The organism is Streptomyces sp. NPDC043812 (assembly GCF_056436245.1).
This window is the reverse complement of sequence record NZ_JBWKCY010000006.1, coordinates 1-11,954: the sequence shown is the minus strand read 5'-3', so window position 1 is coordinate 11,954 and position 11,954 is coordinate 1. Positions and strand designations below refer to the sequence as shown.

Here is an 11,954-nt window from a genome sequence, read left to right as displayed (position 1 = left end):
AACGTTCGTTCACTCTCCGCGGTCCGCCCGGACGCGGGGACCCGTGCCCGAGGCGGCGCAGCAGTCGGTATGTGGAGGCAGTGATGGGTGTGACGGGTCCGATTCGTGTGGTGGTGGCCAAGCCGGGACTCGACGGCCACGACCGCGGCGCGAAGGTGATCGCGCGGGCGCTGCGCGACGCCGGTATGGAGGTCATCTACACGGGGCTGCACCAGACCCCCGAGCAGATCGTGGACACGGCGATCCAGGAGGACGCGGACGCGATCGGTCTCTCGATCCTGTCCGGCGCACACAACACGCTCTTCGTGAAGGTCATCGAGCTGCTGAAGGACCGCGACGCGGAGGACATCAAGGTCTTCGGCGGCGGGATCATTCCGGAGGCGGACATCGCGCCGCTGAAGGAGAAGGGCGTGGCGGAGATCTTCACGCCGGGGGCGACGACGGCGTCGATCGTGGAATGGGTGAACGCGAACGTCCGCGTAGCTGCGTAGCCCTTGGGCGGGCGGCGGACCGGGTCAGACTGACGAGCGTTGCCGGGTCGGGGGCGTCACGCGCGCTTGTGCGTGGCCGGGTCCGTGGGCGTGGCCGGGCCCATGTGCTTGGGCGTGGCCGGGCCGTGTGGTTCGGTGTCCGGGTGCGCGCTTGGGCGTGGCCGGCGTGATGGGCCTCTCGGGCGTGGCCGGGTCCGTGTGGTCGGCGTCCGGGTGCCGCTCCGGGGGCATGTCCGGGACTGCTTTCCCTTACTTGCGTCACTCCAGACTCACGACGCCTTACGTCCCGAACACGCCCCCTGCGCGTCCCCCTCCCCGGTGCGGTCGTCTCGCTTCCGCCCGGTGGGTGGCTGTCCGCACCCGCCCCCTACGGGGAGCGAGTCCGTCATCGGCGACGACCATCGGCCGTCAGGTGTGGGACGGGCCGAGGGGGACGGGGTCGGAGGAGGGGCGTGCCCGGACGTAGGGCGTCGTGAGCAGGGGACCGGCAAGTACGGGAAAGCAGTCCGGGTACCCCCTCCGGAGGCCCCGGCTCCCGCACCCACCACCAGCCCCCGCACCCACCACCAGCCCCCGGCAGGGGGACCACGGGGGCCCAGCGCCCCCGTTACCGGGCCAGTTCCATGTGCATCGTCGCGCGCAAACGCAGCGTCGATACCAGACGCTGGAACGCCTCCGACCAGTAACCGCCCGCACCCGGCGACGCATCCTCCTGTTCGTCCGGGGTCGCCGTCAGGGCATCGAGGCGGTGCGCCTCCGACGGATCCAGGCAGCGTTCCGCCAAGCCCATCACACCGCTGAAGCTCCACGGGTAGCTGCCCGCGTCGCGAGCGATGTCGAGGGCATCGACGACCGCACGACCCAGTGGTTCCGCCCACGGCACCGCACACACCCCGAGCAGCTGGAACGCCTCCGACAGGCCGTGCGCCGCGATGAACTCCGCCACCCAGCCCGCCCGCTCCTCCTGCGGCAGCGTCGCCAGCAGCTGCGAGCGCTCGGCCAGGGACGTCGTGCCGGGACCGGTCGACGGCGGTGCGCCCGGCGGGCCGAGCAGGGCGCGGGACCAGGCCGCGTCCCCCTGCCGTACTGCCGCACGGCACCATGCCGCGTGCAGTTCGTCGGCCCAGTCGTCGCTCACGGGCAGCGCGATGATCTCTTCCGGCGTACGCCCGCCGAGCCTGGCCGGCCAGGTGGACAGCGGGGCGGCCTCGACCAACTGGCCGAACCACCAGGACCGTTCGCCGCGGCCCGAGGGCGCTGCGGGGACGACGCCGTCGCGCTGCATGTCCCCATCGCATTCGTGCGGCGCCTCGACCGTGATCACCGCACTCACCCCGTCCGCCGCACCGCTGCGGTCCAGCGCGACGCACGTGGCCGCCCGCGCCGCCATGCGGCCGGCGAGCGCCGACTTCGGCAGGCCGGAGAGCAGTTCGGCGGCCATGGCACGCACATTGCGGCTGCGGTCGGACAGCGCCTGCTCGAGGAACGGCTCGTCCGTGCCGGAGAGTCCTGCCCGCAGCGAGTCGAGGAACATCAGGCGGTCCTCGGCACGCTCGGTGGTCCAGGTCGTCGTCAGCAGGGCGAGCGCCGCCTCGGGTGTGTGTGCCCGCACCGACGACAGCAGGGCCACGCGCTCGGCGAACAGGCCCTCCTCCCACAAGCGGCGCACGGCGTCGGCTTCGTCCGGCGCGGGCAGCCCCGCCCCGGCCGTGCCGCCGCGCAGGGCGAACTTCCACTCCGGGTTCAGACGGGCGAGCCACAGGCCGCGCGACCCGGCGAACGTCAGCGCCAGCGGCCGCAGGTCGGTACGTCCGCGGGCCGCGTCCAGCAGGGCGGGGAGCAGTGCGGGCGGCGCCTGGTAACCGTGACTGTTGGCGGCGGTCAGCCATTGGGGCAGCAGCTCCGTCAGGTCGGGCGAGGTGCCGCGCCTGCCGCCGGAGCCCGGTGATCCTGAACGGTCCGCCAGGAGTTGGGCGAGCCGCTGCCGTGCTGCGGCGGGCAGCGGAGGGCGGGCATCGAGCGGAGCGGGATCCGGCCGTTCGGCCGTGTCGGCGCGGGCGGGCTGGAGGCCCGCCCTGCGCCGCACGGTGTGCAGGGCGGCCGCGTCGAGCAGGGCGATGGGGGCTTCCTTGCCCGGCGACACAAGATCCACCGGGGGAGTGCGCCGGTCCGTGCCCAGCAGGGCGCACGTCACGAGCTCCTCCCACGGCGAGGCGGCGGATTCTGCGGCGGTACCAGTGATGGTCATGGAGCCTCCTTCAGGTGAGCGCGACCGTTTCCGACAGGTCCCGAGGCCAGGCGGTCAGCGGGACGAAGCCCTGATGGCCGAACTCGCCGAACACGGTGACGGGTCCTCCACCGGCGAGGGAGACGAGTTTCCACAGTCCGGGCCTGGTGAGCGCGACGGGCGCGATGGGCAGCGCGTCACCGCCCGACGCCCGTTCGTCCGTCACGTCGGCGAGCTGCCAGCCCTCCCCCGAGGGCACCGGGACGACGTCCTTGAGCGTGACCGGCCAGGACTCCAGCCACGGATCGTCGCGCAACGCCCGCCCGTACGCCTCGACGGCCGCGGCGCATGTCCCGCCCGGCGGTGGGGTGGACATCGGGACGGTCGCGGACGCAGGCTCACCCAGCTCCGCTCTCAACTGCCCGGCTCCGCTGTGGGCGGTGAGCTCGGCGTCGATCATCAGGCCCACGGGCAGGGCCAGTTGCGGAGGGCGGCCGGCGGCTCCGAAGGACAGCAGCAGAGCCGTACGCCCGGTCCGGTCGCCGTGCAGCCAGATGCGGCGCGTCGTGAGCTTGCCGTCGGACCTGTCGTACTGGGCGAGGACCAGCCAGTGGTCCCGCAGCCGCTCGCCGTCGGCGGCCGACGGGAGCCCGACCCGGGTACGCACGGTGGCCGCCAGCGGCGCCGGGAGGCGCTCGCGTGCCAGCCATGCCGAATCCAGCAGATGGATGAGGGCACACTCCTCTAGCAGCCGAACCGGCCAGCCGGGTCCCGAGCCCGGTATCGCCCCCAACTCCCTCACCCGGCCCGCGAGTCCCGGGGCCTGGGCGTCGACCATGCGCGCGGCGGTCTCCTCCCACAGCCCGTATCCGGACTGCTCTGCCGCCGCGAGGCCGCCGCGCAGCAGGTCGGCCAGTCGCTGCTCCAGCTCCGTGGCGCCCGCAGTGATCCGTCCCGTCCGGCGCTCCGCACGTCGCTTCGCCGCCTCCGGGTCGGCGCTCTGCGCGGCTGCGCCCGCGCCCCCCGTGCCCGTCTCCTTGTCGGCGGCACGTTTCCTGCGGCCGGACAGCCACTCCTCGGCCCAGTCCGGCACGGCCGAGCCCCGCACGCTCTGCTCGTCCGCGGTCCACAGCAGCAGCAGGCCGAGCGCGTGCTTGCACGGAAACTTCCGGCTCGGACAACTGCACTTGTAGGCAGGGCCCGTGGTGTCGACCACGGTCCGGTACGGACGGCTCCCGCTGCCCTTGCACAGGCCCCACACGGCGCCCGCGTCGTCGCAGCCCGCGCCGGACCACGGTCCGGCCGCGGACAGTTTGTTCCCCGCTTTGCGTGAGGCATCGTCAGGAGCCAGTGACAGCACCTGTTCCGATGTCCAGCGCACCCCCGTCGTCGGGGGGTTCGAGGGCTCTCCCCCGTTGAGTCGCAGCATGTGGTCGACGCTACGGGCGACCACTGACAACCGGCTCTGACCTGTGAAGGGGTGCGATCTAAAGGCGTTTGACTTTGCCTTTTCTTTGCGCTTTTGTTCGGGCATCCAGACCCATCGAGATCCGAGGAATCCGGTATGAACCGTTCCGCTCGCACCCTTCTCTGCGTCGTCGCCACCGCCGGCCTCGCCTTCGGCCTGACCGCCTGCTCCGAGGCGGTCGACGCGGTCGACAAGGCCGTGGACGAGCCGTACGAGGTCACCTACGAGGTCACGGGCAAGAACGTCGACTCGATCAGCTTCAACGGCGGCGGCGGCAAGGCGATGGACCCGAAACCCGAGACCGTGGACAAGCCCCAGCTGCCGTGGAAGAAGACGGTCACGCTGCGCGGCATCATGCCGTCGAGCGTCATTCCCGTGGCCGCCGATCCCGAGGGCTCCGAGGTCACTTGCAAGATCACGTACAAGGGCAAGGTGCTGAAGGAGGAGACGGCCGAGGGGCTGCTGACCGCAGGTGGTTGCATCGCCGAGTCCCCGATCGGCACCGAGTAGGCCCGTCCGGGCCTCCAACGCCCGCAAGTGGCCCTCGGCCTGCGGATTCGGTCGACTGTCAGTGGCGTGGTGCACGGTGGATCCCACATCGGATCGAACGATCTGGTCGAACGATCTGGAGGGGGATCCATGACCGTGTCCGCAACCGTTTCCGAGGTCCCGGCCGCCGGCGGAGCCGAGGCGCTGCGGCCGCATGCGGAGGACGCCTTCGCCCACGAGCTGAAGGCGCTCGCCGCGCTCGACGACCGCCAGCGACCCGTGAATTGGCGGATGTCGCCCTGGGCGGTCGCCACCTATCTGCTCGGCGGGACGCTCGCCGACGGCACCGTCATCACACCCAAGTACGTGGGCCCGCGCAGGATCGTCGAAGTGGCCGTCACCACGCTGGCGACCGACCGCGCCCTGCTGCTGCTCGGTGTCCCCGGCACGGCGAAGACATGGGTGTCGGAGCATCTCGCCGCCGCCGTCAGCGGCGATTCGACACTGCTGGTGCAAGGCACGGCCGGGACACCGGAAGAGGCCATCCGGTACGGGTGGAACTACGCGCAGCTGCTCGCGCACGGCCCCAGCCGCGACGCACTCGTGCCCAGCCCCGTCATGCGGGCCATGTCGGACGGCATGACCGCGCGCGTCGAGGAGCTCACCCGCATCCCCGCCGATGTGCAGGACACGCTGATCACGATCCTGTCCGAGAAGACCCTGCCGGTACCGGAGTTGGGCCAGGAGGTCCAGGCGGTGCGGGGGTTCAACCTCATCGCCACGGCCAACGACCGCGACCGCGGTGTCAACGACCTCTCCAGCGCCCTGCGCAGGCGGTTCAATACCGTGGTGCTCCCGCTGCCGGCGACGCCGGACGCGGAGGTCGACATCGTGGCGCGCCGCGTGGACCAGATAGGGCGATCGCTCGACCTGCCGGCAGTGCCGGAGGGGCTCGAGGAGATCCGACGGGTCGTCACCGTTTTCCGGGAGTTGCGCGACGGCGTCTCCACGGACGGCCGCACCAAGGTCAAGTCCCCGTCCGGCACACTCTCCACGGCCGAGGCCATCTCCGTCGTCACCGGCGGTCTCGCGCTCGCCGCGCACTTCGGCGACGGCGTGCTCCGTCCCCAGGACGTCGCGGCCGGAATCCTCGGCGCCGTCGTCCGGGACCCGGCGGCCGACCGCGTGATCTGGCAGGAGTATCTGGAGACCGTGGTGCGCGAGCGGGACGGCTGGAAGGACTTCTACCGCGCCTGCCGTGAGGTGAGCGCATGACCGGCCCGCTCCTGCTGGGCGTCCGCCACCACGGGCCGGGTTCCGCACGGGCCGTGCGGGCCGCGTTGGACGCGGCCTCGCCTGCGGCCGTCCTGATCGAAGGTCCGCCCGAGGGTGATGCTCTGCTGCCGCTGGCCGCCGACGCGGAGATGAGCCCGCCGGTCGCGCTGCTCGCGCACGCGGTCGACGATCCGGGCCGTGCCGCGTTCTGGCCGATGGCCGCGTTCAGCCCCGAGTGGGTGGCGATTCGTTGGGCCCTCGCCCACGAGGTGCCGGTCCGCTTCATCGACCTGCCCGCCGCGCACTCGCTGGCGGCGGACGACCCCGATCCGGAGGCCGTCCCGGAAGCATCGTCGGACCCGGACGTCCCGGACGCGGTGCAAGGCTCGGAACCGGATACCGCGCCCGAGCAGGGCGGCGTGCGGGTCGATCCCATCGGTGAGCTCGCCCGGGCCGCCGGATACGACGATCCCGAGCGATGGTGGGAGGACGTCGTCGAGCACCGGGGGAGCCGGAACGGCGGCCGGGACGGCGACAGTTCGGCGGGCGACGACGCGTACGCACCGTTCCTCGCGCTCGGCGAGGCGATGGCCGCCCTTCGCGAGACGTACGGACACGGTGGACACGAGCGGGACCTCGCCCGTGAGGCCCATATGCGTCTCCAGATCCGTTCCGCCCGCAAGGAGTTCGGGGACCGGATAGCCGTTGTCTGCGGTGCCTGGCACGTACCGGCACTCGCCGAGAAGACGACCGTCTCCGCCGACCGGGCCCTCCTCAAGGGGCTGGCCAAGGTCAAGACGGAGATGACCTGGGTGCCATGGACCAACCGGCGCCTCGCCCGCCACTCCGGATACGGCGCGGGCATCGACTCGCCCGGTTGGTACGGGCATTTGTTCGCCGTGCAGGACCGGCCCGTCGAACGCTGGATGACCAAGGTCGCCGGGCTGCTGCGCGACGAGGACCGCATGGTGTCGTCCGCCCATGTCATCGAGGCCGTCCGGCTCGCCGAGACCCTCGCCGTCGTACGCGGTCGTCCGCTCGCGGGGCTGAGCGAGACCACCGACGCAGTGCGGGCCGTGATGTGCGACGGCTCCGAGGAGCCGCTGGACCTCATCAGGGACCGGCTCGTCGTCGGCGACGTGCTCGGCGCGGTGCCGGACGCGGCACCGTCCGTGCCGCTCCAGCGCGATCTGGCCCGTCAGCAGCGCAGCCTGCGGCTCAAGCCGGAGGCGATGGAGCGCGAGCTGGAGCTGGACCTGCGCAAGGACGGGGACGCCGGCAGGAGCAGGCTGCTGCACCGGCTGCGCCTCCTCGGCGTCGGCTGGGGCGAGCCGGCCGCGGGGCGGGGGAGCACCGGCACGTTCCGGGAGACATGGCGGCTGCGTTGGGAGCCCGAGCTGTTCGTCAAGGTCGCCGAGGCGGGAGTGTGGGGGACGACCGTGCTCTCGGCGGCCACGGCGAAGGCCGAGTCCCAGGCACTCGCGGCGACGGCTCTGGCAGAGGTCACCGCGCTCGCCGAGCAGTGTCTCTTCGCCGAACTGGGCGACGCGCTCCCGGTGGTGATGACCGCGCTCGCCGACCGCGCGGCGCTCGACACCGACGTGAGCCGGCTCGCCCAGGCGCTGCCGGCCCTGGCACGCTCCCTGCGGTACGGCGATGTACGGGCCACCGACACGGCCGCGCTCGCAGAGGTCGCGGCGGGGCTCGCCGAGCGGATCTGCGTCGGACTGCCACCGGCGTGCAGTGGCCTCGACGCGGACGGCGCCGCGGAGATGCGCACCCACATCGACGGTGTGCACACCGCCGTCGGACTGCTCCCCGGCAACGGCGGGATGACCGAGCGCTGGACCGCGGTCCTGCACAAGCTCGCCGGGCGCGACTCCGTCCCGGGCGTCATACGCGGTCGCGCCGCCCGGCTGCTGCTGGACGACGGACGGCTCGCCGAGGACGACGCCGCCCGGCTGATGGCCCTCGCCCTCTCCCCGGCCACACCGCCCGCCGAGGCGGCGGCGTGGATCGAGGGGTTCGTCGGCGGGGCGTCCGGCGGCGGACTGCTGCTGGTGCACGACGAACGGCTGCTCGGCCTGGTCGACTCCTGGCTGACCGGGGTGCCGGCGGAAGCGTTCACGGACGTGCTGCCGCTGCTGCGCCGCACGTTCTCCGCGTACGAGCCGGGCGTGCGCCGGACCCTCGGCGAGCTGCTGCGCCGGGGCCCGGGCACGGCGGCCGGCCCGGCACACGGCACGGCCGCGATCGCCGGCTTCGGACCCGGCCTGGACGAGGAGCGGGCCGATGCCGTCCTTCCCGTGCTGCATCTGCTCCTCGGTATCGAAACAAACGGCATCGACGACAACGACCTCGCTGGGGTGGCCCGATGACACAGAACGCGGCGCAGAGCGCGGTGCACACCGCCACGCACCCGGCCACGCAGAGCACGCACGACGAGCGGCTGCGCCGGTGGCGGCTCGTGCTGGGCGGGGACGCGGCCGATGGAACCGGCTGCACCCTGAGCGGCACGGACGCCGCCATGGACGGTGCCCTCACCTCGCTCTACGGCGCCCGTGCCGGCAACGGCGGCCGGGGCGGCAACCGCTCGGCGGGACTCGGCGCGTCCGCCCCGTCCGTCGCGCGCTGGCTCGGTGACATCCGTACGTACTTCCCCAGCTCCGTCGTCCAGGTCATGCAGCGCGACGCCATCGAGCGGCTCGGTCTGTCCACGCTGCTGCTCGAGCCGGAAATGCTGGAGGCCGTGGAGGCCGACGTCCATCTCGTCGGCACGCTCCTCTCCCTCAACAAGGTGATGCCGGAGACCACCAAGGAGACGGCGAGGGCGGTGGTGCGCAAGGTGGTCGACGATCTGGAGAAGAGGCTCGCCACGCGGACGCGTTCGACACTGACCGGTGCGCTCGACCGCTCGGCGAAGATCAGTCGGCCGCGCCATCGCGACATCGACTGGGACCGCACGATCCGGGCGAACCTGAAGAACTACCTGCCGGAGTTCAACACCGTCGTCCCGGAGCGGCTGATCGGTTACGGGCGGGCGTCCCAATCGGTGAAGAAGGAAGTCGTCCTCTGCATCGACCAGTCGGGCTCGATGGCCGCGTCCGTCGTGTACGCCTCGGTGTTCGGGGCCGTTCTCGCCTCGATGCGTTCGATCGCGACGCGGCTCGTCGTCTTCGACACGGCAGTCGTCGATCTGACGGATCAGCTGGACGATCCGGTCGACGTGCTGTTCGGCACGCAGCTCGGCGGCGGGACGGACATCAACAGGGCCCTGGCGTACTGCCAGTCGCAGATCACGCGGCCCGCGGACACCGTCGTCGTCCTGATCAGCGACCTCTACGAAGGCGGCATACGGGACGAGATGCTCAAGCGGGTGGCGGCGATGAAGGCGTCAGGCGTGCAGTTCGTGGCTCTGCTCGCGCTCTCCGACGAGGGGGCACCGGCATACGACCGCGAGCACGCGGCGGCGCTGGCGGCCCTCGGCGCACCGGCCTTCGCCTGTACGCCGGACCTCTTCCCGGACGTCATGGCGGCCGCGCTGGAGAAGCGGCCGCTGCCGGTCCCGGCCGTGGTCTGATCCGCGTCGCGTGGGGGCATCAGGGTGACCATAACGGGACATGGCGGTGCATCAGCCATAGGTCGGGGCATGGCGACTCATCAGTAACACGGGACTTGCGTCGCCCCGGGAGGCTCGTGCGAGCATCGTGCCGGTCCCCGACCGAGAAGGTTCTCCACGTGACTTCCGCAGCGTTCTCTCCCGCTGCCGTTCCGCGCGCCCTGCGCCGAGCGGTGGCCGGGTCGCGTGCGCTGCGTGTGCTGCTTTTCCTCGGTGGACTGCTGACGCTCGGTCTGCTCTTCGGCGGCCAGGCGCATGCCGCCGATGCCCCGGCGGCCGAACCCGTCGGCATCGAGGCGGGCGCGGACGTCGCGGACCGCCCGGAGGGGGAAACCTCGGCGAAGACGCCTCGTTCCGACTCCACCGCGCCGAGTTCCGGCTCCACCGCGTCGGGCGGCAGCGCCACTTCCGTGCCCGTCCCAGACGGCTCCGTTCCCCGCCAGGACGCCTCGCCGCGCCGCACCGCGGGTGAAATCCGCGGCGCCGCCGAGGAGTCGGTGGACGCCGTGCGCACCGCGGTCCGCCCTGTCGCCGAAGCCGTGCGGGAGCTCACGCGGCCGCTGACAGGTGTGCTTCCGCTTCCGGCCCCGGGCGAGCTGCCCGGGGCCCCCGGAGGCGGCCCGTTCCCCGACGGACCCGGTGTGCAGGTCCCTGTGACGGGCACCGGTCCCGCCGTGGGCATCGGACCGCTCACCGGCCCGGAGGCGGCGCAGGCCGCGGGCACGGCGGCCCGAGTGCCGTCGGCAGGAGGCCGGTTCGGCCTCGCCGAAGCAGGGCACGACGGCGGCGCCGCTCACCCGGAGCAGCTGTCCGGCACACGGTTCGCGCCCGTAGCGGTGCCGGCCCACGCGCCCGCTCCGGCTCCGCAGCCGTTCGGCCCGTGCGGCTTCGTGCACGGCGCCCTGCAGCACACCGGCGAGAACCAGACGCCCCGCTCGGGCGACCAGCAGCCGGCGGACTTCGCCGACGTGTCGCCGGTCGCGACAGCGTCCGGCACCGTCCCTCCGGCGGCCGAGCCGCCGACCCGCGACACGCCGCGCGACATTCTCGAATTCCCCGGCTAGGGCAGGCCTTCCCCCGCCTCCTGACCTGCCGCGCGGGGGTGGGCAGGTCTGCCCTCCACCCCGGAATCTCCCTGCTTTCCGTCACGGGACCGTCCTCAGGGCCGCTCCCGGGGCCGCCGATTCCGGGCCGCCGATCGAATTCGAAGGAACACCCGAGCATGAACAAGAACATCCGTCGTTCCATAGCCGTCGCCGCCACCGCAACCGGTATGTGGGCCCTCGGCACCGCTGCCGCGAGCGCCGACGAGCTGCCCGTCTCCGTGCCGCTCTCGACGCCGGACGAGGTGTCCGCGGCGTCCGACGCCGCCGCCGACACCGTTGATTCGGTCGGCTCCGGCCTCGTCGGCGCCGAACTGCCGTCCTCGGACGTCCCGTCGTACGACGCACCGTCCGTCCCCGATGCCCAGCTGCCGGCCGTGGACGCCCCGCAGGTCCACACCCCGCAGCTCGACGCCCCGCAGGTCCGGGCGGAACATGTCGATGTTCCGCAGGTGCAGGCGCCGCAGGTCGACACTGAGATCGACTACCTCTTCGGCCCGCTGTCCGCGTTCACGTCCGAGGTGCAGCAGACCCCTGCCCAGGCCGAGGCCCGCGCGGAGGGCGTCGTCGCGGCGTCCGGACCGATCGTCGACGAGACGTCCGCGGCCGTCCTGCCGCCCGTCGTGGCCACCGCCGTGGCCGGCGCGCAGCCGGTTGCCGGCCAGGCGGTCGGTGACGCGGACGCCCTCGCCCACGGCGTCGTCTCCGGCGTCACCCCGTTCACCTACGGAGTCACCGGTCAGGTGGAGCCCTTCGCCCATGGCGTCTCCGAGGAGGTGCAGCCCTTCGCCTACGGCGTGACCGGCGAGGTCGGCCCGTTCGTGGGTGGCGTCGTCTCCGAGGTCCAGCCATTGGTCGACGGCGTCGTCCACCATGTGCAGCCGCTCGCCCAGGGGGTCGGCGGCAGCGCCACCGGCCTGGCGTACGGCGTGACCGGCGACGTCGCCCCGTTCGCGGGCGGTGTCGTCTCCGAGGTCCGGCCCTTCGCCCAGGGCGTGACGGGCAACGTCACGGGTGACGCCGCTCCGCTCGCGGGCAACGCAGTCTCCGGTGTCCAGGGTGTCGTCTCCGACGTGACGCCGAGCTACCTTCCCTACGGCATCTGAGACCGAACGCCTGCGTCCGCCATGTGGGGTCGTACGGCTCCCGGGGCCGGCACCCGCCAGGTGCCGGCCCCGGGAACCCGCGGCCACCGACCAGGTGCCGGACATGAGGGACGGCCTCCGAACCCCAGGAGGCCGTCCCTTCCCGCGCACCTCCGCGTGGGCCGTTGCCGCACCCG

Annotated in this window: 9 protein-coding genes; 7 read left to right on the top strand and 2 right to left on the bottom strand. The window is 72.7% G+C overall.

Annotation, left to right across the window (positions count from 1 at the left end; all coding sequences use genetic code 11):
- The first annotated feature begins 83 nt into the window (after nucleotides 1-83).
- Complete coding sequence (locus tag AC067Z_RS10805) at nucleotides 84-491, top strand: coenzyme B12-dependent isobutyryl CoA mutase small subunit (RefSeq protein ID WP_401651358.1); 408 nt, start codon at nucleotides 84-86, stop codon at nucleotides 489-491.
- A 607-nt stretch (nucleotides 492-1,098) separates the two neighbouring features.
- Here AC067Z_RS10805 and AC067Z_RS10800 read toward each other — a convergent pair.
- Nucleotides 1,099-2,739: a DUF5691 domain-containing protein gene (locus AC067Z_RS10800; protein WP_478789152.1), complete on the bottom strand. Its 1,641-nt coding sequence runs from the start codon at nucleotides 2,737-2,739 to the stop codon at nucleotides 1,099-1,101.
- 10 nt (nucleotides 2,740-2,749) lie between these two features.
- The gene (locus tag AC067Z_RS10795; protein ID WP_478789151.1) at nucleotides 2,750-4,147 is read right to left on the bottom strand and encodes an SWIM zinc finger family protein; all 1,398 of its coding nucleotides are present in this window, start codon (nucleotides 4,145-4,147) and stop codon (nucleotides 2,750-2,752) included.
- Nucleotides 4,148-4,282: 135 nt separating this feature from the next.
- Here AC067Z_RS10795 and AC067Z_RS10790 point away from each other — a divergent pair, with 135 nt between their 5' ends.
- From AC067Z_RS10790 to AC067Z_RS10765, 6 genes are all read left to right on the top strand, one after another.
- Nucleotides 4,283-4,696, top strand: a complete 414-nt coding sequence (locus tag AC067Z_RS10790) for an MmpS family transport accessory protein (protein ID WP_478789150.1) — start codon at nucleotides 4,283-4,285, stop codon at nucleotides 4,694-4,696.
- A 129-nt stretch (nucleotides 4,697-4,825) separates the two neighbouring features.
- Nucleotides 4,826-5,950, top strand: coding sequence for an ATP-binding protein (locus tag AC067Z_RS10785; protein ID WP_478789149.1), 1,125 nt, complete (start codon nucleotides 4,826-4,828; stop codon nucleotides 5,948-5,950).
- Nucleotides 5,947-8,328 (top strand): DUF5682 family protein, encoded by a 2,382-nt coding sequence (locus AC067Z_RS10780; RefSeq protein ID WP_478789148.1) that lies wholly within the window; start codon nucleotides 5,947-5,949, stop codon nucleotides 8,326-8,328. The genes AC067Z_RS10785 and AC067Z_RS10780 overlap by 4 nt, the downstream gene beginning before the upstream one ends.
- Nucleotides 8,325-9,530 (top strand): VWA domain-containing protein, encoded by a 1,206-nt coding sequence (locus tag AC067Z_RS10775; protein WP_478789147.1) that lies wholly within the window; start codon nucleotides 8,325-8,327, stop codon nucleotides 9,528-9,530. The genes AC067Z_RS10780 and AC067Z_RS10775 overlap by 4 nt, the downstream gene beginning before the upstream one ends.
- Before the next feature lie 158 nt (nucleotides 9,531-9,688).
- Complete coding sequence (locus tag AC067Z_RS10770; protein ID WP_478789146.1) at nucleotides 9,689-10,633, top strand: hypothetical protein; 945 nt, start codon at nucleotides 9,689-9,691, stop codon at nucleotides 10,631-10,633.
- 158 nt (nucleotides 10,634-10,791) lie between these two features.
- Nucleotides 10,792-11,778, top strand: a complete 987-nt coding sequence (locus AC067Z_RS10765; RefSeq protein WP_478789145.1) for a hypothetical protein — start codon at nucleotides 10,792-10,794, stop codon at nucleotides 11,776-11,778.
- Nucleotides 11,779-11,954 lie beyond the last annotated feature (176 nt).

Coding starts and splice junctions, on each gene's coding strand:
- AC067Z_RS10780 (WP_478789148.1), top strand. CDS start 5,947: ATGACCGGCCCGCTCCTGCTGGGCGTCCGCCACCACGGGCCGGGTTCC.
- AC067Z_RS10795 (WP_478789151.1), bottom strand. CDS start 4,147: ATGCTGCGACTCAACGGGGGAGAGCCCTCGAACCCCCCGACGACGGGG.
- AC067Z_RS10800 (WP_478789152.1), bottom strand. CDS start 2,739: ATGACCATCACTGGTACCGCCGCAGAATCCGCCGCCTCGCCGTGGGAG.
- AC067Z_RS10790 (WP_478789150.1), top strand. CDS start 4,283: ATGAACCGTTCCGCTCGCACCCTTCTCTGCGTCGTCGCCACCGCCGGC.
- AC067Z_RS10805 (WP_401651358.1), top strand. CDS start 84: ATGGGTGTGACGGGTCCGATTCGTGTGGTGGTGGCCAAGCCGGGACTC.
- AC067Z_RS10765 (WP_478789145.1), top strand. CDS start 10,792: ATGAACAAGAACATCCGTCGTTCCATAGCCGTCGCCGCCACCGCAACC.
- AC067Z_RS10785 (WP_478789149.1), top strand. CDS start 4,826: ATGACCGTGTCCGCAACCGTTTCCGAGGTCCCGGCCGCCGGCGGAGCC.
- AC067Z_RS10775 (WP_478789147.1), top strand. CDS start 8,325: ATGACACAGAACGCGGCGCAGAGCGCGGTGCACACCGCCACGCACCCG.